This is a genomic window from Terrimonas pollutisoli (assembly GCF_029360765.1).
Taxonomy (GTDB): domain Bacteria; phylum Bacteroidota; class Bacteroidia; order Chitinophagales; family Chitinophagaceae; genus Terrimonas_B; species Terrimonas_B pollutisoli.
The window spans coordinates 117,974-142,213 of sequence record NZ_JARKNA010000009.1 but is presented as its reverse complement, the minus strand read 5'-3'; the positions used below and the strand labels follow the sequence as shown (position 1 = coordinate 142,213).

26 protein-coding genes are annotated in these 24,240 nt (G+C 41.0%); 18 read left to right on the top strand and 8 right to left on the bottom strand.

Going from position 1 to position 24,240, the window contains the following annotated elements:
- Window positions 1-87 precede the first annotated feature (87 nt).
- The 5 genes from P2W73_RS15755 to P2W73_RS15735 all read left to right on the top strand — a co-directional run bounded on the left by P2W73_RS15755 (window position 88) and on the right by P2W73_RS15735 (window position 4,066).
- A complete protein-coding gene (locus P2W73_RS15755; protein WP_276503031.1) occupies window positions 88-723 on the top strand; it encodes a LutC/YkgG family protein in 636 nt (211 codons plus the stop codon).
- A 180-nt stretch (window positions 724-903) separates the two neighbouring features.
- Window positions 904-1,326 carry a gamma-glutamylcyclotransferase family protein gene (locus P2W73_RS15750; protein ID WP_276503030.1) on the top strand — a complete coding sequence of 141 codons (423 nt, stop codon included), beginning with the start codon at window positions 904-906 and terminating at the stop codon, window positions 1,324-1,326.
- 9 nt (window positions 1,327-1,335) lie between these two features.
- Window positions 1,336-2,118 (top strand): UDP-2,3-diacylglucosamine diphosphatase, encoded by a 783-nt coding sequence (locus P2W73_RS15745; protein ID WP_276503029.1) that lies wholly within the window; start codon window positions 1,336-1,338, stop codon window positions 2,116-2,118.
- Window positions 2,115-2,927 carry a hypothetical protein gene (locus tag P2W73_RS15740; protein ID WP_276503028.1) on the top strand — a complete coding sequence of 271 codons (813 nt, stop codon included), beginning with the start codon at window positions 2,115-2,117 and terminating at the stop codon, window positions 2,925-2,927. Before P2W73_RS15745 ends, P2W73_RS15740 begins: the two co-directional genes overlap by 4 nt.
- Window positions 2,928-2,977: 50 nt before the next feature.
- The gene (locus tag P2W73_RS15735; protein ID WP_276503027.1) at window positions 2,978-4,066 is read left to right on the top strand and encodes a mechanosensitive ion channel family protein; all 1,089 of its coding nucleotides are present in this window, start codon (window positions 2,978-2,980) and stop codon (window positions 4,064-4,066) included.
- A 2-nt stretch (window positions 4,067-4,068) separates the two neighbouring features.
- Here P2W73_RS15735 and P2W73_RS15730 read toward each other — a convergent pair whose 3' ends face one another.
- Together P2W73_RS15730 and P2W73_RS15725 are read right to left on the bottom strand one after the other, a co-directional pair.
- Window positions 4,069-4,581, bottom strand: a complete 513-nt coding sequence (locus P2W73_RS15730; RefSeq protein WP_276503026.1) for a thioredoxin family protein — start codon at window positions 4,579-4,581, stop codon at window positions 4,069-4,071.
- A gap of 165 nt (window positions 4,582-4,746) precedes the next feature.
- The gene (locus P2W73_RS15725) at window positions 4,747-5,298 is read right to left on the bottom strand and encodes a MerR family transcriptional regulator (protein WP_276503025.1); all 552 of its coding nucleotides are present in this window, start codon (window positions 5,296-5,298) and stop codon (window positions 4,747-4,749) included.
- 263 nt (window positions 5,299-5,561) lie between these two features.
- Between P2W73_RS15725 and P2W73_RS26530 the strand changes: the two genes are divergently transcribed.
- The 6 genes from P2W73_RS26530 (at window position 5,562) to P2W73_RS15705 (ending at window position 7,945) form a co-directional block, all read left to right on the top strand.
- On the top strand, window positions 5,562-5,870 hold the full coding sequence (locus P2W73_RS26530) for a rhodanese-like domain-containing protein (RefSeq protein WP_369127528.1): 309 nt from the start codon (window positions 5,562-5,564) through the stop codon (window positions 5,868-5,870).
- Window positions 5,795-5,956 carry a rhodanese-like domain-containing protein gene (locus P2W73_RS15720; RefSeq protein ID WP_276503074.1) on the top strand — a complete coding sequence of 54 codons (162 nt, stop codon included), beginning with the start codon at window positions 5,795-5,797 and terminating at the stop codon, window positions 5,954-5,956. The genes P2W73_RS26530 and P2W73_RS15720 overlap by 76 nt, the downstream gene beginning before the upstream one ends.
- Window positions 5,957-6,219: 263 nt before the next feature.
- A complete protein-coding gene (locus P2W73_RS26525) occupies window positions 6,220-6,429 on the top strand; it encodes a rhodanese-like domain-containing protein (protein WP_369127529.1) in 210 nt (69 codons plus the stop codon).
- A 22-nt stretch (window positions 6,430-6,451) separates the two neighbouring features.
- Window positions 6,452-6,769, top strand: coding sequence for a rhodanese-like domain-containing protein (locus P2W73_RS15715; RefSeq protein WP_276503024.1), 318 nt, complete (start codon window positions 6,452-6,454; stop codon window positions 6,767-6,769).
- Window positions 6,770-6,979 (top strand): hypothetical protein, encoded by a 210-nt coding sequence (locus tag P2W73_RS15710; RefSeq protein ID WP_276503023.1) that lies wholly within the window; start codon window positions 6,770-6,772, stop codon window positions 6,977-6,979.
- A gap of 441 nt (window positions 6,980-7,420) precedes the next feature.
- Entirely contained in the window at window positions 7,421-7,945 is a 525-nt protein-coding gene (locus tag P2W73_RS15705) for a TlpA family protein disulfide reductase (RefSeq protein WP_276503022.1), read from the top strand.
- A 37-nt stretch (window positions 7,946-7,982) separates the two neighbouring features.
- On the opposite strand, the gene P2W73_RS15700 is transcribed toward P2W73_RS15705, so the two are convergent.
- Entirely contained in the window at window positions 7,983-8,675 is a 693-nt protein-coding gene (locus P2W73_RS15700) for a thioredoxin domain-containing protein (RefSeq protein WP_276503021.1), read from the bottom strand.
- A gap of 234 nt (window positions 8,676-8,909) precedes the next feature.
- On the opposite strand from P2W73_RS15700, the gene P2W73_RS15695 reads away from it, so the two are divergent.
- From P2W73_RS15695 to P2W73_RS15685, 3 genes are all read left to right on the top strand, one after another.
- A complete protein-coding gene (locus tag P2W73_RS15695; protein ID WP_276503020.1) occupies window positions 8,910-9,083 on the top strand; it encodes a hypothetical protein in 174 nt (57 codons plus the stop codon).
- A 190-nt stretch (window positions 9,084-9,273) separates the two neighbouring features.
- Entirely contained in the window at window positions 9,274-10,260 is a 987-nt protein-coding gene (locus P2W73_RS15690; protein WP_276503019.1) for a c-type cytochrome, read from the top strand.
- A 58-nt stretch (window positions 10,261-10,318) separates the two neighbouring features.
- Entirely contained in the window at window positions 10,319-12,133 is a 1,815-nt protein-coding gene (locus P2W73_RS15685) for a bifunctional metallophosphatase/5'-nucleotidase (RefSeq protein ID WP_276503018.1), read from the top strand.
- A 12-nt stretch (window positions 12,134-12,145) separates the two neighbouring features.
- Here P2W73_RS15685 and P2W73_RS15680 read toward each other — a convergent pair whose 3' ends face one another.
- Window positions 12,146-13,117, bottom strand: a complete 972-nt coding sequence (locus tag P2W73_RS15680; RefSeq protein ID WP_276503017.1) for a M23 family metallopeptidase — start codon at window positions 13,115-13,117, stop codon at window positions 12,146-12,148.
- A gap of 233 nt (window positions 13,118-13,350) precedes the next feature.
- On the opposite strand from P2W73_RS15680, the gene alaS reads away from it, so the two are divergent.
- The 4 genes from alaS to P2W73_RS15660 all read left to right on the top strand — a co-directional run bounded on the left by alaS (window position 13,351) and on the right by P2W73_RS15660 (window position 20,399).
- Window positions 13,351-16,086 (top strand): alanine--tRNA ligase, encoded by a 2,736-nt coding sequence (alaS, locus tag P2W73_RS15675; protein ID WP_276503016.1) that lies wholly within the window; start codon window positions 13,351-13,353, stop codon window positions 16,084-16,086.
- 535 nt (window positions 16,087-16,621) lie between these two features.
- The gene (locus P2W73_RS15670) at window positions 16,622-17,623 is read left to right on the top strand and encodes a PDZ domain-containing protein (protein ID WP_276503015.1); all 1,002 of its coding nucleotides are present in this window, start codon (window positions 16,622-16,624) and stop codon (window positions 17,621-17,623) included.
- A 105-nt stretch (window positions 17,624-17,728) separates the two neighbouring features.
- On the top strand, window positions 17,729-19,177 hold the full coding sequence (gene gatB, locus P2W73_RS15665) for an Asp-tRNA(Asn)/Glu-tRNA(Gln) amidotransferase subunit GatB (RefSeq protein WP_276503014.1): 1,449 nt from the start codon (window positions 17,729-17,731) through the stop codon (window positions 19,175-19,177).
- Between the two features lie 40 nt (window positions 19,178-19,217).
- Window positions 19,218-20,399 carry a TlpA disulfide reductase family protein gene (locus P2W73_RS15660; RefSeq protein ID WP_276503013.1) on the top strand — a complete coding sequence of 394 codons (1,182 nt, stop codon included), beginning with the start codon at window positions 19,218-19,220 and terminating at the stop codon, window positions 20,397-20,399.
- Between the two features lie 95 nt (window positions 20,400-20,494).
- Here the strand turns inward: P2W73_RS15660 and P2W73_RS15655 are convergent, their stop codons facing one another.
- From P2W73_RS15655 to P2W73_RS15640, 4 genes are all read right to left on the bottom strand, one after another.
- Complete coding sequence (locus tag P2W73_RS15655) at window positions 20,495-21,040, bottom strand: hypothetical protein (protein WP_276503012.1); 546 nt, start codon at window positions 21,038-21,040, stop codon at window positions 20,495-20,497.
- A 174-nt stretch (window positions 21,041-21,214) separates the two neighbouring features.
- Window positions 21,215-21,802, bottom strand: coding sequence for a hypothetical protein (locus P2W73_RS15650; protein WP_276503011.1), 588 nt, complete (start codon window positions 21,800-21,802; stop codon window positions 21,215-21,217).
- Between the two features lie 178 nt (window positions 21,803-21,980).
- Window positions 21,981-23,291, bottom strand: coding sequence for a DUF4302 domain-containing protein (locus tag P2W73_RS15645; RefSeq protein ID WP_276503010.1), 1,311 nt, complete (start codon window positions 23,289-23,291; stop codon window positions 21,981-21,983).
- 34 nt (window positions 23,292-23,325) lie between these two features.
- On the bottom strand, window positions 23,326-24,231 hold the full coding sequence (locus tag P2W73_RS15640; RefSeq protein ID WP_276503009.1) for a zinc-binding metallopeptidase: 906 nt from the start codon (window positions 24,229-24,231) through the stop codon (window positions 23,326-23,328).
- Window positions 24,232-24,240 lie beyond the last annotated feature (9 nt).

Genomic DNA, 24,240 nt, shown 5'->3' with positions numbered 1-24,240 from the left:
TCAAAAGGTTTAAACGTTCAATGAACCAGGTGCCCATCATAGCCTATTAAACTTATTGAACTTCTCAAACTTCTTAAACTTTCTTGCATGAATGTTTCTGCCTCAAAAGAAAACATACTTAAAAAAATCAGGAAGGCGTTGAGTCAATCAACGCCTCTTCCTTTTCCAAAAAGTGAAGGCAATGAATCTGTTTTTCAACCTGAGCAGCAGGAGAAAGAAATTGAATTCGCCGAACAATTCACCAAATTACAAGGGCGATTTGTTTTTTGCATCAATCAGCAGGAATTGGCTTTTCAATTAAGCAGCCTTGTAAAAAAAATGGATTGGCAAAAAGTGTATTGCCTGGAAGAGGATTTGCTCAAAACAGCGGGTTCACAAATTGCCGACCGGATTGTAAAAACTGATCTTGCTAATTGTGATGTTTCGATCACCGGCTGCGAATGCCTCGTAGCAAGAACGGGTACAATAGTGATGAGTGCAGGACAACCAAGCGGTCGAACGACCAGTGTGTATGCACCCATCCATATTTGCGTTGCTTATACCAGCCAGTTGATGTACGATGTAAAAGATGCACTGCAGTATGTAAAATCAAAATATAACAATGCGCTTCCTTCCCTGATCACTTTTGCAACAGGGCCAAGCCGTACTGCAGATATTGAAAAGACTTTGGTGGTAGGTGTGCATGGTCCTAAAGAAGTTTATTTATTTCTTGTAGAGGGCTAAGAGGAAAAAGGAGAAAAAGAGCAAAAGAGTCAGTTTGGAAATTTCACTTTTGCACCAAAGGAAATCATCCAGCAATGTCTTTTCCTCTTTTCAACTTATGACCTTAATCCAATAAAAGACTTCCGGCCGTAACTCTTTTACTCTTTCCACTCTTTTAAACTCTTAGCTTATCTTTAGACCATGACAAATAATGCTTCCAATTATGTATTTGTATATGGTTCGCTGCGAAGAGGATTTCACAGCCCCGCCTACCAATACATCAGCAACTACTTTAACCTTTTTGGTGAAGCAAAAGTAAAGGGAAAGCTATTTGATACCGGTGAATATCCTGCTGCAATACCCGTACTGGAAGATTCGTTTATAAAGGGAGAACTATACCTGATAAAAAATGAAAATGAATTTTCCTGGGCGATTGCACAACTGGACGATTACGAAGGGGTGATTGTCGAAAAGGATGAGCAGCCGCTTTATCGCCGGGAAATTGTCGATGTATATATAAATGATGAGATCGTTCCCGCATGGATATATTGGTACAATGGTGACCTTACCGGAAAGCCTGTTATCAGTTCGGGTGATATTTTGGATTATCTCAAGAAAAAATGAACAGTTGAAGTGAATTTAGGTACCAATAAAAAAATTTATTTCCTTTCTGATTTCCACCTTGGCGCCCCTAACTATGAGGCCAGCCTTGAAAGGGAAAAAATAATCGTCAGATTTCTGGATGAAATAAAACACGAAGCCGCTGAAATTTTCCTGGTAGGCGATATGTTTGATTTCTGGTATGAGTACAGGCAGGTTGTTCCCAAGGGATATGTTCGTTTATTGGGAAAGCTTGCCGAATTATCGGACGCTGGCATACCCATGCATTTTTTTGTTGGCAACCACGATATGTGGATGAAAGATTATTTTCAAAAGGAATTGAATATTCCGATTTATTATGAAGCAAAGGAATTTGAGCGAAACGGCAGAAAGTTTATCGTTGGCCACGGCGATGGACTTGGGCCGGGTGACCATGGCTATAAGCGGTTAAAAAAAATATTTCGCAATCCCGCCTGTCAGTGGTTATTTGGTATACTGCCACCGGTGGTAGGCATGGGCCTAGCCAATTATATGAGCCGGAGAAGCAGGGCACAGACAGGATCGGCTGAAGAAGTTTTTCTCGGTGAGGATCGGGAGTGGCTGATAACGTATTGCAAAGACACCCTGGCAAAAAAACATATAGATTTTTTTGTGTTTGGACATAGACATTTAGCCATCGATTATCGTCTTAATGCCAGTAGCCGGTATATCAACCTCGGCGATTGGATACGTTACTTTACGTATGCAGTATTTGACGGGGACCGGCTGGAATTGAAATCTTATAAAGAGAATGAAGATAAAATCATCCGGAATTGAATAAATATCTTTTCATAACACTCTATGGTTTGCTTTTTAATCTTGTTGCCACCGCGCAAGCAGATAGTTCGTTCCGGTTTACAAAGGGGGTTAAGGGAGATATAGTTGCATTCACCGTTGATAACCTGGATAATATTTATTTATTGAGCAGCACTAATCAGGTCAAAAAGTTAAACTCAAACGGCGATTCGGTTGCTGTTTTCAATGATGTTAAAAAGTTTGGCCAGGCTTCGCTGATCGATGTTTCCAATCCATTGAAGATTTTATTGTATTACCGGGATTTTGCTACTATCGTTGTATTGGACCGTTTGCTGAATGTGCGCAATATTATTGACTTGCGAAAACAAAATATTTTGCAGGTTCGTGCAATCGGGCAATCGTATGATAACAAGATTTGGGTGTATGATGAAGTAGAAAACAAGCTGAAAAAGATTGCAGAGGATGGGGCCTTACTACAGGAAACGCCTGATTTCCGCCAGCTTTTTGGCGAGGCGCCGGCTCCACAAAAAATATTTGACCAGGACCAATTTGTTTACCTGTATGATTCCACGAAAGCCGTATTTGTTTTTGATTATTATGGGGCTTTAAAAAATAAGATTCTTATCTCGGGTTGGCAAAATTTCAAAGTAGCCGGTAAATATATCTTTGGCTCGGATACCGGCAAGCTATATCGCTACGACATCAAAACTTTCAGGACTGACGAATGGAATATGCCTACAGAGTTAATGCAGAGTCAATCCTTCAATTTTAGCTCATCCCGGCTCTATGCGTTAAAAAATGGAATGATCGAGATTTATAGTTTTCGTTAAACCAAATGCTGGAATGATTCGATAATTTCGCTACTTAATTTTATTGACGCATGAATGATTTCCTCGACCAGGTCTGGCTCGACAATACGATCAGGAGTTATCTCATAGTTGCAATCATCATTTTGTTTGTTGTCATTGTAAAAAAGTATGTTGCCCATTCGCTGGCAGCAATCATTTTTCATTTTATCAAACGAATCTGGAAGGATGTCGATAGAAAGTCATTTACAAGTCTTGTCTCAAAACCGCTGGGATTCTTCCTGGCAATTTTTGTTGCTATTGTTACTTTACATAAGCTAAAGTTCCCTCACCAGCTTGATGTCGATATATATCGCCTTACATTAAAAGAACTCATTCATACCATTGCATCGCTGGTGTTGATTATTTCATTTATCCGTCTTTTGTTGCGAATTATTGATTTTATCGCCATCATTCTTCACATTCGGGCAGATCGTACACATGATACGACGGATAACCAATTGGTTATTTTCTTTAAAGATTTTTTTAAAGTCGTGATTGGCATTATCGGCTTGTTGATGATCCTGAAATATACATTTGGCTATCAGATTACCAACCTGCTTACCGGTCTTAGTATCGTAGGTGCCGCTATTGCTCTTGCATTAAGGGAAAGCCTGGAAAATTTAATCGCCTCCTTTATCATTTTTTTTGATAAGCCTTTCAGTATGGGCGATGTGGTAAAGATTCAGAGTTTTACCGGCACGGTTGAAAAGATCGGCTTACGGAGCACCCGCATCCGTACGGATCAAAAAACTTTTATTACAGTGCCCAATAAACAAATGGTAGACGGGATTTTGGACAATCTTTCATTGCGTTCACAACGAAAAGCAGAATTGAGATTGGAAGTAGGATTATCTACACCTTCACCTGTGTTGGAAGAACTCATTGCCGGAATCAGAAAGATAACAAGCAAAACAGAGATTGAGAACTCCACTGTGTTGCTCAATGATATTACTTCCTCTGCTTTCGTCATACTGGTAGATTATTTTACCGGGCCTGTAACGCAAGCGGAGTTCAATAAAATAAAAGAAGAGGTAAACTTTGAAATTTTGAAATTGATGGAAGGAATGAAAGTCGAAATTGCAGGTGCAAGTACAGATGTTCGAATTGCCAACCAGCAATAACTTTATTTTTTGTCGGCAATTTCGGCCAACTCTTTTTCCACCATACCGTAATGACCATATTCAACTACACGGCCCAGCTCTTTTCCTTCTTTCATCACGATAACGGTAGGTACATTTATCACATTAAAAGCGTCGCTGAGATGGCTTATCGTTTTCTTATTCCTGTCTACACCAATCACAGTCAATCGGTCATTGGGAAATCCTGCCGCATCCAGGAATGGAAAAAGTTTTGGAATAATTACATGTGAGTCTTCACACCAGGTACCAAGGAAAACAACCAATTGTAAACTATCCTTGTGTCTTGCAAAAATGGCCGCATCCTTCCCCGCAGTATAAGGTTTCAGGTTTTGTTTATACCATTTGAACGAACTATCACTGGCAATAATGTCTCTTGAAATAATACCCTTCAATATCTTGCTTCCATTGTGATCTTTTAGCACTTCATATTGTGTTTGTGCAAAAGAGGCTATAGTTAGAGTGATCAGGGATACGGACAAAAAAATAAACTTCTTCATGCTTGAAATCATAATAACTGTAAAAATAATGGCTGACCTGTAAAAGATGCAATCACAATCGTTAAAGTTGCAATGATCAACAGTGCTCTTTAAAAAGAAACAGGCAATTGAGTGATTTGTTCGGGAAACAAGCGAATAAAGCTCACTTGACAATTAAACTATACGCTAGATACTGGCTTTTAGCTCGAGCAGGAAAGTTTTAATTTTTTCAAGCGATTGGATCATGGCAAATTTTTCTTCCGCTTTTTTATTCTTTTTCAGATAATCTTTGGCGCCTTCAATGGTAAATTTTCTGCGGCGGAGAAGGTCATAGATCAGTACCAGGTTCTTAACATCAACCGGTCTGAAAAAGCGGTCACCTTTTCGGTTTTTGCGGGGTTGCAGAATGTCAAATTCAGTTTCCCAGTACCTTATCAGTGATTGATTTTCGCGGAACATGGTTGCCACTTCGCCGATCGAATAGTATTGCTTTTGGAAAAGAATGTCATCTTCCGGCACCTGGATCAGATCTGCATTCAGGCCGATTTCCTTTAAAGAGCGGCGGCCCCTGGTAGAAACAGCCTTTTTCTCCAATACGGCGGCGGTCACCACTGGCTCTACCTTTTCCTCAACTGGCTCAGGAATTTCTATAGCAACTGTTTCAACGGGTGAAACTGGCTCTTTTTCTTCGGTTGCAACACCAAAATCGAACGTTATTTGTGTAAACGGTTTGTCCATCGCAGTTCAACAACAAAGATACAAGGTTGCTTGCTCCACCACAAAGGTTATACCAACTGTGGAAAAAATGAGAAAAGCTTACGGATAAGATTTGCAAATAGGATTTGGATCGTTATTCCGGCTGAAAAGCATGTCTTATCCCACGGACGGTTGCCTTAAACAGTAATTTTAAAATCGAAAAGGCCAGTGTATGACCGAAGAAAAAACAATTCAGCAATTATTTCCAGGTCCGGAAGAGGGCCTGTATGAAGAAATGATTCTGCATGGTACTGTCAAGCAGGTGTTCCTTATGGTTCCATTTCCTCTATAAGAGAATGGGAAGTAAATGGCGGGCAGTTAAAAAATCAAGGGAGATATCCCTGGAAGAATTCAAGCCGCTATATGAAAATAATGGCATACGGTTAATGGATCTGCGGGGTGAAGCTGAATACAGTCGCAGTCATATAAAGGAAGCCCAAAATGTTTTATCGGGACTATTCTTCACAATCCTGACAAGATCAGTCAGGATAAAAAAGTGGTTATTCATTGCCAGGGTGGAGACAAGGCCCCCATGGGTTACTCGCTGTTGGTAGAGAACGGCTATAACAATGTATTAAACTACTCGGGAGGAATTAATGATTGGTTAAAAGCAGGTAATCCAGTAGTAAGTGGTAATTAGTTGGGGTTGCTTTGTGACTTATGTCATAGATGGCCGAATAAATGATATTGAAATTTGCAACGTAAAGATGAGCGGCGTGGATAGGTTAATGGCATAGTGTCTCATTTTTACAAAAAGGTAGGTGTTCATGATTCGGTAGTTGGTTATGGGGGAAGGCTGTGGTGGCCTTCCCTTACTAAAAAAATCAAAAATAGAAGGATAATTAAATCAGTTAGTAAAAAAGATGAGTTTAAGAGAGATCGTAAAAAAACAATAACACTAAGATCATCGATGCAAGGAGTTATATTGAATTTAAAATGGATCACATGGAGGGGGCGTTCAATATTCCATTACATCAGCTTCCGGCCCGCTTAAACGAAATTGACAGGTTTAAGAAGGATACGATAATATTTTACTGTCGCGGCGAGCAAGCCGTTATGTTTCTTTGTCAACATGACATTGAAAATATTTATAATGAAGGCGATATTGATTGAAATATCTTTTAAAAAGTCGGGCATGTTAAACATTCTGAAAAAAATATTCACTCAAAAACCTGCTATTGATTTTTATCAGCTGGTAAGAGACGGTGCTTTGCTGGTGGACGTAAGAACCACATCAGAGTTTAAAAGTGGACACATCAACGGAGCTATTAATATCCCACTTGATCAACTCAAAAACAAGCTGAATGAGCTGGAAATAAAAAATAAGCCTGTCATTACCTGCTGTCGCAGTGGTAACCGGAGCGGTGCAGCAAAGAACATCTTGCAGGTTGCCGGTGTTGAATGTTACAACGGAGGAGCCTGGAATTTGCTCAATAATAAAATCAAAAAATAAATGAAAGATTTGTTAACGACGGGCTGGAATTTCATGCGGGTGCTGCGAATGCTGGTGGGAGTTATCAGCATTTATTATGCGGTAGACAGGGCTGATGCTATATTAGGCGTGGCTGGCGGATTATTTATACTAAGCGGAGTATTTAATGTCGGGTGTTGTGGCACGACGGGATGCAATATTCCGCAGAGTCGTAAAAAATTGGATAATTAGTAAAGACAAAAAATTAAAGATGATATCCAAATTATTCAAGCGAGCCTGGCTGCCTTTAACCGGTGTCATTATTGGTGCAGCAGCCGGTTTTTTTTATTGGAAATTTGTTGGTTGCGCCTCGGGTGCTTGTGCGATCACTTCCAGGCCTCTTAACAGCACTATTTACTTTGCGGTGATAGGGGCTTTACTCTTCAGCATGTTCCAAAGAAAAACAAATTCTGCATCATGATATTTCCAGGAAAGTGGGAAGCACCTCTTTAATAACCATTCATAATCATTCAAATTCAGACCTGCCAGATGATCCGGGACATATCATTAACAAGGTAAACATGAACTTATGGAATTTGATTTTTAACTATCATTTTTAAAAAAGGTTTTCTATACTTGTATGCAAAATGAAATGATCGAATCCGTTACTCTAAAACGCCATAAAAAAAACTTATGTTGAAAAAAGTATTCTTGTTTTTGCTCATTGTGCCGTTAGTGTACAGCTGTCTAAATAGCAATGCAGAAGAGGTAAAAGCCACAGTTGACGGCAATATTGAGGCCGGGGAGAAACCTGAGGGCGCAATTCCTTCTTTTAAAATGTTTGACCAGCAAGGCAATACGGTAAATCTTGCTGATCTGAAGGGAAAGAAGGTGTTTGTTAATATTTGGGCCAGTTGGTGCCCGCCCTGTCGTGCTGAAATGCCTTCGATAGAAAAATTGTATAGCAAAGTTGATAAAGCAAAAACAGCATTTGTTCTGCTTTCCCTTGACGAGGCTCCGGATAACGGCATAAGGTTTGCTCAAAAAACAAAACTATCGGCGCCGGTCTATTTTCCCGGTGAAAACCTTCCTGCACTTTTCAATGTGCAGAGTATTCCTACTACATTTATTTTTGATGAAAAAGGCAAGATGACGCATAGAATTAATGGTGGAGAAAACTATGATACGGAAGCCTACATCAAATTGTTTTCTAAATAAGATCAAAAGGCCATGAAGTTGTTTCATGGCCTTTTGATTATAGCTGTGCTTCAAATTCTTTTATATCAACCAGTCCTTGTTTTTGCCAACTGGCTTTTCCTTTTTTATAAATAATGAAAGTGGGGAAGCTTTCAATGCCTAGTGTCTTGCAAAGTTCTGTCTGCAAACCACCGTCAATTTTTATAAGTTGAAATTTTGAGCCATGTTTTGCCTGCAAAGAATCTAATACCGGAGCCATTTTTTTACACGGTGGACACCATTCAGCACCAAAATCAACCAGGGCAGTTTTATTGGCGGGTATTTGACTCATGTATTCCTCCAGTGTGATCTGCTTTGCCGTAGTTGCCTGAATGATGGGCTTACTATTTTTTTTCCAGGCCGTAATGCCGTCAGCAAGGTTATAGACGGTAAAACCATTTTTTCTAAGCCATTGCGCAGCATCATTGCTTCTGGCTCCACTGAGACAATAAGTATACACTGTCTTATTTTTATCCAATGCGTTAATCCTGCTTTGAAATTCTGTTTGATTGGTCCAGTCAGCCAGTAGCGCATTCGCTAAATGACCTGATTGATATTCCCCGAAAGTTCTAACATCCAGGATTTGGCTGTTGGGTTGGCTGATGGCTTTTTCAAATTCAGCCACAGAAAGATTTAATTTTTGCGCAACACTATTACAGGAGATAAATAGACCAACACTCACTACTATAAAAAGAAAACTCGCTTTATTCATGTTGTTATTTTTTCAGGGGCATCTATCCCATTTCTATTAAAACATACAAAGGGACGGGAAACCAGGATCGCTATTACAAAATGGCAACAAAAATAACTAAAATCAAACCAAGAGCTTGTTATCACTCATGGGGGATAGGCAACAAATGGTAAAAATCACTGATGGAGGTAGTTTTCAACGACAACTTTTGACACCTGGAAGTAAACACGTCGGTATTTCAGCATAACTTGCATAATGACTGTGCCGCATGTTTCCGGCCAATGTTCCTTTCTTAAAATACCATTGGAAAAAGATAGGGAGTTTCGTTATAGCATGCATCTTGCCGGAATCACGTTCGCAACACAGCTATTGGCCAATCCCAACCCGGAAGAAATAAATCCTAAGCTGGCGGTGGATCTTGCCGGTTAAGACATATCGATCCCAGCGGGATTCTACCCTCAACAATTTTTCAGTTTTGAAAACTTGTCGTATTAAAAAGCAAGGGCGACGCAAAGCAAAGACTTTAATGTGGGTGACTATTATCACTGTCAGATAAATTACGACGATGCAAATTTACCAGGTAATACAATGACAGTGTAAACAAGATAAGCGCTGTTGTATGAAACTATACCTCAAAGAAAATTGGCCATTATACCTTTTGGTTTCCGGGGTAGTGTTCGTAATAGTAAGAGAAGTGATAGATGGTAGCAATCGCCAGGAGCCGGTCATAGGTAAAGAGCCATCCCATGATTATTGGGTGGCGCCGAGTCTTTACCTGGATAATACACTGGAAGGTGAAGCAAGAAGCCAGGTTATTTATGGTGAAGATATAATTGCTAATACTTCCCGGTATTTTGGTCCGCATGGAACGGTATTGCAAATCACCAACGGTATGAATTGCCAGAACTGTCACTTGCAAGCTGGTAAACAGGCATGGGGCAATAATTACGGAGCCGTATTTTCTACTTATCCAAAATTTCGGGACAGGAGCGGCACGGTTGAAACCATTCCTAAGCGGGTGAATGATTGCATAGAACGCAGCCTGAATGGTAAAGCCCTTGACACGAACAGTAATGAAATGAAGGCTATAGTTGCTTATATAAAATGGGTAGGAAAAGATGTAAAAAAGGGGGTGAAACCCAAGGGCTCCGGTATCACCGAACTTCCTTATTTGAATAGAGCTGCAAGCCCTGAAAATGGCAAGGCAGTTTATGTCGCCAAATGTCAAACTTGTCATGGGCCCAATGGTGAGGGTGTTGCTAATGCAAATGGAATCGGATATATCTATCCTCCACTATGGGGTGAACACAGTTATAACATCGGCGCCGGTTTATTCAGACTTTCAAGATTTGCAGGTTATGTAAGGGATAATATGCCTTTCAAACAAGCATCACATTCAGAGCCCGCATTAACAGATGAGGAGGCCTGGGATGTAGCCGCCTATGTCAATTCGCAACCGCGGCCATATAAAGATTTAAGTAAGGATTGGCCTGATATTTCTAAAAAGCCAATCGATCATCCCTTTGGTCCTTACAGCGATGGATTTTCCGAACAACAGCATAAGTTCGGCCCATTCAAACCCATTGTGGAAGCCCGAAAAAAATAAAACAAAAAAATAAGAAACCTGCACTATATTTTGAAAGCTGCAGACAAAAACAAGTATTATGTCAATGAATCACTTATCCCGCTGTACCTGTCATGATTGTCACCAAACGGAAATTTCAAAGGCTGAAAAGGAATTGCATCTTACATTAAACGAAAATAGCCGCCGTGATTTTCTTAAAAAGGCGGGAAGCCTTGGCTTGGGATTAGGTATAGGTGGAGGGCTTGTCTCTTCTCCGCTTGCTGCTTCAGCATTGATCAACGATGATGCAGCTTATAAAGAAAAAAATATGTTGCAGAACAAAGCTGTGCAGAAGGGTAAGGCAACAATGCTCAGCTTGCTTCATACGGCGGATATACATGCCCAGTTGACGGTGCACGATGAGTTTTTTATTGAAAATGATAAACCGGTTTATAAAAAAAGGGGCGGCTTTGCAACATTAAAAACAATGATCAACACGTTGCGGAATCAAAATCCTTCCAATACATTGGTGCTGGATGGTGGCGATTGCTTCCAGGGAGGTGGTGTTGCCGCATTGAGTGAAGGCAAGGCGATTGTACCCCTAATGAACAATATCAACTACGACATTATGCTTCCGGGCAATTGGGAAGTGGTGTACGGAAAAGAAATGATGATGCGGGACATGTTTGCCTATAATGCCGTAAAAGTATGCGCCAACATGTTTCATGATACAAAAGATGAATTAAACGGAGATCTTATTTTCCCACCGTATTTTGTAAAACATATTGCCGGGCTAAAACTTGGTTTTATCGGTTACAATGACCCGCTTACACCCAAACGCCAGTCTCCTGCTTACAGTGATGGCATCAAATTCACTTTCCCCGAATCGAACGTTGCTAAATACATAAAGGTTTTAAAAGAATATGAACAGTGCGAACTGGTATTTCTTCTAACTCATATGGGCCTGGCACAGCAGATAGGCTTATCAAATATGTCGCAAATAAAAGGAGCGGACTACATATTGGGCGCCGATACGCATGAACGGGTAAGACAACCGATACAGGGTGAACATGCAAAAGTCACAGAGCCGGGAGCCTTTGGTTCATTTATTTCCAAACTGGACATAGTAATAGAAAATGGTATTGTGAAGGATCATAATTATCAATTGCTGGATGTGGACCCATCGAAATATAAAGAGGATGAGGAAATGAAGCGGTTGGTAGAAGAGGCAAGAAAGCCTTACGAAAAGGAATTGAACCGGGTGATCGGCAAAACTAAAACACCGTTGGTCCGGTATTATGTGATAGAAACGCCGATGGATAATTTTATTACGGATGCCATCATGTGGAAGTTTAAACCGGATATTGCTCTCAGCAATGGCTTCCGTTTTTGCCCGCCCCTGGTGCCTGATATGCAAACAGGCATGGCTGATATTACGATAGATTATTTGTGGAGCATGCTGCCGGTGGACAGTGAAGCCAAACGGGGAATGATCTCCGGTAAGCAATTATGGAACTGGATGGAAACCGAATTGCAGAATGCATTCGCCAAAGATCCTGCTCAACGATTTGGCGGCTGGGTAGTTCGTTTCAAAGGCATGGAAGTAAATTTTACGATTGCCAATGAGTTTGGAAAAAGGGTAAACTGGATAAAGGTCGGCGGCAAGCCTATAGACTTAAATAAAGAATACACTTTTATCGCCTGTGAAAGAGAAGGGGATCCGGATACTACGATTTGCCGTGCCGAAGGTGTGAAAGAACCGAGAAAACTGAATGCTACCCTTCATAGTGTTATCGAAGAATACCTGGCAAAAAATTCACCCATTGCTCCCCGGCTCGAAGGAAGATGCAGCGCCACGGATGCACCTAATTCATTGCTTACCCAATTAGTGGGTTTTGGGTATGAGTTTACTTAAATAAATGGATAATTAATCAAAACTTTGGTTAGAAGCGGCGGCTTGTTTCAGCAACCGGTCGAATTGGTCAGGTGACAGGTCATTATAGAAAAAGTACACCGGGTCGATTTTGTTTCCGTTTTTATGCACTTCGTAATGGCAGTGTGGCCCGGTTGACTTTCCGGTACTGCCAACCCAGCCTATTATTTCGCCGCGGGTTACCCGTTGCCCACCCTTGGTTTTTACTTTCACCATATGGCCATATAGTGTTTCGTAGCCGTAACCGTGATTGATGATTACATGGTTGCCATAACCATTGCCTTTATTTCCCGAAGTAGTCACCGTTCCGTTGGCTGTTGCATAAATCGGCGTTCCGGTTGGTGCCGCAAAATCAAGACCAGCATGCATTTTTACTGTTTTATACACCGGGTCGATCCGGTAACCAAAGCCTGAAGCAATTCGGTTAAGGTCTTTATTGCTTACCGGCTGAATGGCGGGTGTATGCGACAACAGTTGCTCTTTGTTTTTTATCAGGCCATCAATTTGAATATAGGATTTGGTCTGCGCCGCGATACGGCTGGTCAGTAAATTCAAAGAATTGGCGATGGAGGAATACAACTGGTTATTGGGCATACCTTCGACGGTAGCGATTTCTTTTTCTGCTTCCAGTTCTTTTGCCCTGGCACTATCCGGTATGGGGTTGGCTTCAAAAATGGCGCGGTATACATTGTTATCTCTTTTTTCGAGTTCGGCCATTTGCTTATCAAGTGAGTTGACCTTATCTCTTAGCCGGGCATAACGTTCGCTGAGGCGTTCATTTTGCATCCGCAGCAATTTTTCGTTGGGAGAGCCGACAAACTGAAAGGCGAAATAAGAGATCAAAGCAGCTGTAACGAGAGCTGCAGCTATAAACCCGAAAATGCGCAGCAGCTTTACCCGCAGAGGCACTTCCAGCTTTTCATAACGCAGTGTATTGGTGTTATAGTAATATTTGATTTTTTTCATAGTCAACCAGCCGTTATACTGGTTTTCAAAGCGTACTTACATAATGTCTGAATCTTTTACCTTTGTCCCCCGGCCGTCGAATCCGCTGTGGCGGAAATGGCGGCCGGCTTATTTAGTAAAAAATCAATATTAACAAATATAGGCGGTTCAATAGCAAAAATCAACCCAATTCCGGTAGCCAGGTGAACGAAAATTGCTAAAAATCAATCTCATTTGGCCAAAATTTTTAAAAAATGACTTCAAGCGAAATACGTAAACAGTTTCTTGATTTTTTTCAATCCAAAGGACATGAGATAGTGCCATCGGCTCCCATTGTTATCAAAAATGACCCGACCCTGATGTTTACCAATGCGGGCATGAACCAGTTCAAGGATTTTTTCCTGGGCAATAAAAAATCTTCTTATCCGAGGGTGGCCGATACACAAAAATGTTTACGTGTCAGCGGAAAGCATAACGACCTGGAAGAAGTGGGGGTCGACACCTATCACCACACCATGTTTGAGATGCTGGGCAACTGGAGTTTTGGTGATCCTGCCCGTCCGGCAGGCGGGTATTTCAAAAAAGAAGCAATTGCCTGGAGCTGGGAGTTATTGACAGAAGTTTACAAGCTGGAAAAAGATCGCCTCTACGTGACCATTTTCGAAGGCGATGAAAAAGAAGGCCTGCCTAAAGATGAAGAAGCCTATAACGAATGGAAAGAATATATAGCAGAAGACAGGATTTTGTTGGGCAATAAAAAAGACAATTTCTGGGAAATGGGTGATACCGGCCCCTGTGGTCCCTGCACCGAAATACATGTCGATTGCAGAACAGCGGAGGAAAAAAAACAGGTGGATGGAAAAACATTGGTGAACAATGATCATCCACAGGTGATAGAAATCTGGAACAATGTATTCATCCAGTTTAACCGGAAAAAAGATGGAAGCCTCGAACCCTTGCCTGCCAAACACGTAGATACCGGGATGGGCTTTGAAAGACTGGTTAGGGTATTACAGGGAAAGCGAAGTAATTACGACACCGATGTTTTCACCGGTACTATCGCTGCTACTGAAAAGATCGTCGGTAAAAAATACGAAGCCTCCCCTGTGGGGGGAGGTCGGGAAGGGGCCAAACAGGCAATCGCTTTTAGAGTGATAGCCGATCATATCCGGGCTATCAGTTTTACAATTGCTGACGGCCAACTTCCTTCTAATACCGGTGCCGGTTATGTGATCAGACGGATACTGAGGAGAGCGGTGCGTTATTATTATTCCTATTTGGATTTTAAACAGCCTTTATTAAATCAACTGGTAGTAGAATTGGCTTTACAATTCAAATATGTATTTCCGGAATTATATAATCAGGCTGAGTTTGTAACCAAAGTAATTAAGGAGGAAGAGGAAGCATTTTTGAGAACATTGGAAAAAGGCTTGAAAAAAATTGATGAGATCATTTCAGCAAACAAATCAGGAACAATTGATGGAAAAAATGCGTTTGAATTATTTGATACATTCGGTTTCCCGATAGACCTCACAAGATTAATTGCTGCTGAAAATAAATTGTCAATTGACGAGGCTGGTTTCGACACGGAAATGAAACAGCAAAAAGAACGTTCCCGTGCCGCCACACTTGTCGATACCGAAGATTGGGTTGAGGTGTATAAAGCCGATAAAACAAATTTTGTCGGTTATAATGATCTGCAGGTAGAAACACAGGTGGTGAAATACCGGAAAGTGAAGGGGAAAGGGAAGGAGCAGTATCAACTGGTGCTGGAAACTACACCCTTCTATGCCGAAAGTGGTGGCCAGGTTGGCGACAAAGGCATTTTAACTTTCGAAGAAGAGGAAATTATAGTAACAGACACCAAAAAAGAAAATGATCTTATCCTCCAGTTCACGGATAGGCTGCCAAAAAATATTTTTTCGACGGTAACAGCCACTGTAAACCCGGTAAACCGTCAAAACATCACTTATAATCACACCGCTACCCATTTATTGCATGCAGCCTTGCGGCAGGTATTGGGAACCCATGTTGCACAAAAAGGATCATTGGTTTCACCGGATGTGTTGCGTTTCGACTTCTCTCATTTCTCAAAAATGACGGACGAGGAAATGAAGCAGGTGGAATCATTGGTGAACGAAAAGATAAGAGCCAATATCCCGGTTGTTATAAAAGAATTACCGAAAGATGAGGCATTGAAGCTTGGGGCAATGGCCTTGTTTGGTGAAAAATACGGTGAAACGGTTCGTGTGGTGATTATTGATCCGGAATACTCGATTGAACTATGTGGGGGGACGCATGTTTCAGCAACTGGTGAACTAGGTATATTTAAAATAAAGCAAGAAAGTGCTATAGCAGCCGGCGTTCGCCGAATTGAAGCCGTAAGCGGTGCAGAAGCTGAAAAATATATTGACAATGAACTTTCAATAATAAAAAGGATTAAGCAATATTTAAAGAACCCGCAAGATGTTATTAAAGGACTTGAAAAGGTATTATCCGAAAAGGATTTATTGGAAAAGCGAATATCAAGTATTGAAGCATCAGCAGCTAACAAGCTAATAAATGATATTATATCAAATCATGTCGAAAAAATAGGAGAATATACTTTTATTAGTGCTATGGTTGATGGGTATTCTATTGACGTGTTGAAGAATATTGTCTTTTCGATCAAGCCTAGATATAAAAATTCGTTACTAGTAATATCTTCTGAAATCGAAAAAAGTTTTTGCTTTTTTATACATATAAATGCAGCAAAAGATTCATTTATGTTTAATAATTGCAATGTTGACAATATAATTAGTGTTGTTGAACCACATATGCAAGAAAGATATTATGGAGGGAATAAGCTTGCTAAACAAGGCTCAGCTAAATTTAATCTTAACAGTATTGATATTTTCAAAATGTTAAAAGAAGCGGGAAGATCAATGTTAACTCAACTGGTTGATGACCAAAAAGGGTTTGATGATTTTTGGAATGAGAAAGGTACTTAAGCCCCTTTAGGGGTTTGGGGTTTCAAAGGTGGCGGTGGTGGTCAGAAAACTTTGGCGACAGCAGGCGGACAGGATGTGGGAAATTTGAAACAGGTGCAGGTGATCGAGGCGGTGAGGGAACTTTTGTAGATCAATAAGGGTTTTTCTTCCCTTTTTTTGGATTTTTATAGTTGCGTGACTCCATGTAGATGATGACAACGTAGGTGATGATTATGACACACAAGACTATACAGCTTATGGCTAAAATCTTTAACATAGAGTATCACAGTTCGTTTTGGTGGCGATGTCAAAAATGCTATTTTATTTGCGAAATCCCGCATATTTAGACGACGGAAATTACTTAGTAAAATTACGGCAAATGGTAGGCCAGGCCTGATCTTTTGTAACCGAGTGTTATATATCTCTGCCCACTTATCCCTGAAATTTTCCTTTCGCTGATGAATGCTATTTAACATTTCCGAAACGCTTCGTATTTAAAGAAATGTATTTATATTTGATCTACGAAAATTAACGTAGTTAAATAAAACAACAACAAATGAAACAGCTTATTAAAACGATTTCCTTCACGATATTGGCTGCCGGCCTCATGGCGCCAGGTTCGTTGCTGGCCCAAAAAGAAAAAGAGGATAAGGAGAAAAAAGAAGCGGAGCAGATCATTATTACCCGCAAAGGCAAAAAGGATGATAAAGTGGTGGTTGAGGTGATTGGTGATAAAGTAATTGTAAATGGTAAAGAGCTTAAGGACGATGACAAGGATGGTGATATTTCGGTTAAGCGCCACAAAATAAAAGATGTATGGGCATTTGGAGGCAATGACAACTTCAGCAGCACCTTGAATGGTGACCATTTCAAAATGTTCAATATAGACGAAAATAAGGCCATGTTGGGCGTGTCCACCGAACAGGCAGACAAGGGTGCAGAAGTGGAAAATGTTACAGAAGGTAGTGCGGCTGAAAAGGCAGGTTTGAAGGAAGGAGACGTCATTACAAAAATTGGGGATTCCAGGATCGAAGGTCCTGATGATCTTTCAAAAGCTATAAAAGCCCGTAAACCCGGCGACAAGGTAACAGTTACTTTCCTGAGAGATAAAAAAGAACAAACAGTTACTGCTGAATTGACCAAATGGAAAGGCGTAAATGTGTTTACTACTGTTCCGGGTATGGAAGGTTTTAAAATGGATATGGGCGATTTTGCTCCCCATGCACAAACGCTGCCCCGGATCACTACGCCCCGTATGAACTGGAGTTGGTCCGGTGGTGGTCCAAAATTAGGCATCTCAGTTCAGGACACAGAGGATGGAAAGGGTGTAAATGTGCTTGAGGTAGATGAAGAAGGCAATGCGGCAAAAGCTGGTATAAAAGAAGATGATATCATTACCGAAGTAGATGGCAAAGCCGTAAATAGCGCAGATGAAATTGCGAAATTGATGAAAGAAAATAAGGACAAAGTTTCAGTAAAAGTGAAATTGCTTAGAAAAGGCAAGACAGAAAACGTGGAGGTAAAAATTCCCCGTAAGCTGAAAACAGCAGATCTTTAATCATATATACATCGAGCATGCGCACCCCGTTCAAAAGACGGGGTTTGCTTTTTTTATAACAGTTCAGCCCGCCAAAATGGGTTATTTTTGCTGACTTTTAAAAAAATGACCAACCAGGATATATATGAGATTGTAGTTGGGCTGGAAGTACATGCTCAATTGCTTACCCAAAGCAAGCTTTTTTGTGGCGATAGTATTGCCTATGGTTCCGAACCCAATACACAGGTAAGCCCGATCACCCTTGCACATCCGGGGACGCTGCCCAAAATGAACAAAAAGGCCATTGAATTTGCCATTAAAATGGGCCTTGCCTGTCATTGCGAGATCGAGCGACAAAATTATTTTGCCCGTAAAAACTATTTCTACCCCGATCTTCCCAAAGGTTACCAGGTTTCGCAACACACTACTCCTATTTGTAAAAATGGCTTTGTTAAGATAAAAGTAAATGGCGAAGAGAAAAGCATCCGGCTCAACCGGATTCATATGGAAGAGGATGCAGGTAAAAGCCTGCACGATGTAGATGAAAACAATACTTGTATCGACTACAACCGGGCCGGCACCCCGCTGATCGAAATAGTAAGCGAACCGGATATCAGGAGCAGTGACGAAGCATATAGCTACTTGACTGAATTGCGTAAGCTGGTGAGATACCTGGAAGTTTGTGACGGTAACATGGAGGAGGGAAGTTTTCGCTGTGATGCAAACGTGTCAGTGCGCCGCAAAGGCGATCCCAAACTGGGGACAAAAGTGGAAGTAAAAAATCTCAATAGTATCCGGAACGTCAAACGTGCTATTGACTTTGAAGCAAAACGTCTCATGGGTATGCTGGATAAAGGCGAAACTATTTTGCAGCAAACGAGAAGTTTTGACGCTAATAACGGAACTACATTCGCCATTCGTGACAAGGAAGACGCTGATGATTATCGCTATTTTCCTGATCCCGATCTCACACCATTCAATTTAGAGGAAGATTTTATTGAATCGATCCGTCGATCAATTCCGGCATTACAGGAGGATAGGGTAGGAAAATATGTTTCTGCCTGGAAGCTTCCTGAATATGACGCCTACGTTCTTAGTGATGAAAAAAAGATCGCTGATTATTTTGAAAAAATTGCTGAACAAACAGCTAATTATAAGGCTGCATCCAATTGGATGCTGGGACCGTTGAAGTCATGGTTGAATGAAAATAATAAGGGAGTTGAAGAATTTCCGTTGAACCCCGGGCAGATAGCCAAATTGATAGGATTAATTGATAATGGCAAGCTCAGTTTTTCTGTTGCTTCCGGCAAATTACTTTCTCTGTTATTAAATGATCCGGCAGGAGATCCCGAACAGATAGCAATCAGTCAAAATCTTATTCAACAATCGGATGCTGGTAGTCTTGAGCCGATTATTAATGAAGTCCTGGAGAAACATGCTGAGAAAGTGAAGGAATATAAAAAAGGTAAGAAGGGTTTGCTATCCTTATTCGTTGGTGAAGTAATGAAACGATCAAAAGGAAAGGCCGATCCAAAAGCTACTAACGAGATATTGTTGGAGAAACTTAAACCATAATAAAACAGCACCGGACTGTTGTCATTTTAAATTATAAAGCATGCGCAGTTTTCTTGTTGCTGGATTAGCAACGACCATATTGATTTCGTGTGGCGGGGCGTCTAAAGAGAAAAAATTTTCAGTAAGCGGAACTGTTTCCAACAGCAACGCAAAAATGATTTACCTGGAAAAAATTCCGGCAGCTACTATGCAGCCAACGCTGGCTGATTCAGCTGCATTGGGCAAAGACGGAAAATTTTCTTTGACAACTGATGCGGGTGAGTCTGTTGTTTATAATCTTCGTCTCGATCAAAATAAATACCCCGTTGCTTCGGTGATCAATGATGTAGAGAAAGTTAAATTAACTATTCAACTGAGCAAGGAAAACAGTGAGTTTGCTGAAAAGTATGAAGTAGAAGGTTCACCTGCAAGCCAGCAGATGAAAGACTTTATGTATGCTTTTAATAATGACCTGCAAAAAATATTTGGAATAGCCCGCCAGGCCGATAGTCTACAAAGAACAGGTGCAGCTGATAGTTTACTTTTCCCATTAATGGCAGAGCAAAAATCACTGGCTGGGAAAATTAAAAGTTATTCTGAAGAGGCCTTAGTGAAAGCAAATAACCCGGCCCTCATCATGTTTGAGTTGGGTTACTATCAGTCAACAGCCAATAATGCCGGCTTTGGATTGGAGCCATTAAGTAATGAGGAGGTGACAACTATTGTGAATGAAGCAGCAAAAAAATATCCAACACACCAAGCGGTAGCCGTCATCAAAGCCACATTGGATAAACAGGCTCAAAAAGAAATACTGGCCAATTGGGTGGGTAAAGAGGCCCCTGATTTTTCTATGCCCGATGTGAATGGAAAAGAAATAAAGTTGAGTTCATTCCGCGGCAAATATGTACTGGTTGATTTTTGGGCAAGCTGGTGTGGGCCTTGCCGAAGAGAAAATCCTAATCTCGTAAAAGCGTACCAGCAATTCAAGGATAAAAATTTTACTGTACTCGGGGTATCACTTGACCGGCCAGGTCAAAAAGACAAATGGTTAAAAGCGATCAATGATGATAAACTGACATGGACTAATATCAGCGATCTGCAATTCTGGAACAGCCCGGTTGTATCCTTGTATCGATTTGATGGTATTCCGTTTAATGTATTAATAGATCCCCAGGGTAAAGTGATTGGGCAAGCATTAAGAGGTCCAATGTTGGAACAGAAGTTAACTGAAGTACTGCATTAGAGAATTTATCACTTTGAATAAAATCAACAAAGCCGGTCAGTATGACCGGCTTTGCTATTGATGCGCCGTGAAATAGTATTTTGAAAAAAGTCTGTTTAATCCTTTAGGCCGAGGTATGCCTGCACTTCTTTGTAATTATTCCAGTCAATTGTTTTTCCTCCTGGTGCAGCCCGACCTGCTGTGCCGCCGGGAATGAGAATATACCTGTATTGATAACGTTTCTGTGCACCTTCGTCAAATGTTCCCATGTTATAATTTGATGATAGATAAATTAATCCCGGATTAAATTTCGGGTTTAACACTACTGCCGGATCAAAATAAATGGGATCGAAATACGGAAGGGGTACCACATCAGGCTGGGTAGGAACACTCTTATTAAAATACACTTTTATTTCACCTTTTGCTATAATTGAATCGACAAGCCGGGGAGCCGGGATAGTAGCAAAAAACCTTATAGTATCACCGTTTGAATCGGTCTCGGCATTGTAGTCTACATTAAACCATTCTGTATAAAAAACATTGGCAGTCCCGGAGGGTCCTGCAGGGCCTTGCGAACCGGTATCGCCTTTTTTACAAGAGGCCAGTAGTATAATAATTGCTATTATCGGATAATAGGGGATTGCAAAAATCTTTTGTTTCATAAAGTCTGATTTTATTTTATTACGTTCAATCCGTGTTCACCTAAGCGATTGAAAAATGGGGGCACACAGTGATAAATCTATCGAACATGAGCAATCCGACGGTTGCCGGACCATCGGATTGCTCATGTATCTCTTAAATGTGCTTTGGTGAATTTAAATTCTGAGATTCTATTTCTAATCCTTTAATCCCAGGTACGCCTGCACTTCCTTATAGTTATTCCAGTCAATTGTTTTTCCTCCCGGAGCCGTTCTACCGGCGGTTCCACCGGGGATGAGTATGTATCGAAAAGGCGTCTGACCCAAAGCAGCCTGCAAATTGGGTGACTTTGAACCACTTGAATATATTTCAACAGTATTCAACAAAAAAATCGGTTCTATATATACAGCACCTAAAAAAGGAAGAGGATAAACAACCGGTTCAGCAGGAGTGCCAAGATTTACATACACTTTCATTTCTCCTCTATCCAGCATAGCTAAGTCTAATTTTGGAGCATCAATATCGACATAAAAACCAGCTGTATCGAGAACGTTTCCTGTAGTTCTGAATGTATCAGCCTTAAATGCTGAAGTTAGCCACGCAGAATAAATCACATTAGCCGTTCCTGCAGGCCCGGCAGGTCCTGCAGCTCCGGCCGGCCCAGCAGGTCCAGCAGGACCGGCAGCACCCGCGGGTCCCTGATCACCATCTTTTGCACAAGAAGACATTACTATTGCAATTGCTGAAGCAAACACGAAAGTTATTGGGAACAATTTTAGTCTCATAGCTTTAATTTTTTATTATTTAAAAGTTAGATGTTACGTTTTGGGAAAAATTACCAGGCGATCTGGCTTAATTACAATCAATTTATGCAAACTTTTAAAATATAATTTGGTTGATCAGAATTATTTTATTTCCGACTTTAAAAAATTGTCTCCAGGTTATTTTCGAAAAATTCTTCCATTAAAAAAGCCATTGCCAGGTAATCCAGGCCCTGGCGTCTGCGGCGCTTACCATATCATAGCTGGTTGGACTGGTTTGAATGAAATAGTAACCCTGTGGTATCAGGAGTTGATTTCTGCTCAACCTGGCTGGTCCGGTTGATGGATAGGTGCCATATTGAAAGTTCAGTGATGTAAAAACAGCTCTTCCGTCTCCTGTAAACTGGGGGGTATCTGGTGCTGCGCCATACTGCAATTCAAGCCTATCACCTGCAGTGTTTAAGAAAATTGGAGCAAATAAGTCATTTCCTGTTTCAAATTCAGGCCAGTATATTAAAAAATAATACCTGTTGAGAGAGGTAATGTTGTAGGCATCCGGCACTCCATCTACTGTAAAGCCATTGAATGATACCCAATAAAGGCTGTCATTATTGGTAGCAAAATTCCACCATCTCCTGGGTGCCGTCAGGTCAACTTTAAGCGGTTGCGCAGCGCCGGCAATTGTAGCTGCGGTACCATTCACTTTTACATTTATCAACAAGTTGGTCGCATCCCACCCGGTAATTTCCAAACCGTTCACTGTTTGCGAACCAGCATTAAATGGCGTGAGAAAAACGATACCCGAAGAGTTGTAGTTATAGCCGGTAGTGAATTGTTGCAGGTTGCCGCTTCCATCTACCCACGTAAAAGTAATGGTTCTGCTGACGAGATCAACTCTTACTTCGTAGTTAGTGCCGCCGATATTTATTCGCTTAAAGTACGTGGGGATCTTATTGATATTTTCAAATGCCAGCACTCTTGCCCACTGGCCGTTTTGCCAGGCGTCCAGATCCTGTTGCGTCGCCCTTACCAACGTCACCTTGGTATTATTAACTCTGCCGGTAAGTTTGATACTGTCAGTGGCCAATGAATCAAGCGAAAATTCGAAATCGGAAGAAAGACCTAAACCAAAATTCCCGCCATTAACTCTGGCATCAGGGTCTGATAAAATATGCAGGTAAGAATACGTATCAAAAATAAGTGCAGGTGTTTGCAGGGCTTTCAGGCGATAACTGCTTTCTCGTACAGTTGAAGCGGTTTCCAGGTTTATGTCAGCAAACATAAATACCCTGTTTGTTTCATTAAACCGAAAGTGAAAATGATAAATGCCGCCATTACCTGTTCTGATAGTTGCATTCCAGCCTGTTGCCGAACCTGTCAGCGCCGATTGATATTTTGCTATCGCTTCATTGATACGTTCATCGGGTGATTGTTCAAAGGCAGTATCATCATCTTTTTTACACGATGAAACAATCAACACTATCGGTAGAAAAAATAAAAAAATTCTCTTCATGTAATTTCTTTTTACAATCATCACAGATTGTCAATTAATAAATCTCATTTTGAATAGCAGTCCTTACCCTGGTTTGCAGGCTGTAAAAATCAATGGACCACGCCTGCTTGAAATAATTTACCACTATTGATTCCTTAAGCCTGAGTCTTGCTTTTGCTTCTTCAGGAGTCGTTCCTCTTACACTGGTACCGGTTATACCGTTTACCATCCTGTCAAAGCCTGATCTGCCTTCTATCAACATGATAGAAACCATTTCTACAAAATCTTCAAACGGATTCGACAAAGCATAAGCGGTAATAAATCCATCTTTCATAGCTTCCGCATCATTGGTGTTGATCCAGTCGCTTGAATAAAAGCCGGCACAAACGGCATCAAACTCCACCGGTCGACGAATAGTTTGGTCGAGCACATGGCCAAATTCATGATGTATTACATGAAACATCTGCTTCGGTACCACAGAATCTGCAGGCACATAACCCGGCATCGTTTTATTTTTGAAATCATTTAGCAGGTATAAAACAACTTTACGGCCGCCTTCAGCGGTGCCAAGCGTTATGCTCCCGTCCAGATTCCAACTGGCACTGCCTGCCAAAACAAAAAACTTTGGAGAATATTTTTTGAAGAACAATTCACCAGCCTGGGACACATAGGGATCAATCCACGTTTTCTTTACCGCCCGCATTACCGGTATTACCTTTTCTTCTTTTGGTGGAACGATGGTTTTATTTACTTCCAGTTCAAACTGGTCCCATTTGTATTTGGTGGCAATATTAAAAGGCACCGTCAATGTATCATATAACCATTGATCAATCGGGCCCTTCACCCAGGTATCGCCACCGAGCCCGGGAATATCATCCACATTCAGTGCATCTTCTTTTTCACAGGAAGTCACTGCAAAGGAAAATAATATTACGGTTAAGGATATATTTAAAAAACGCATAGTTATCTT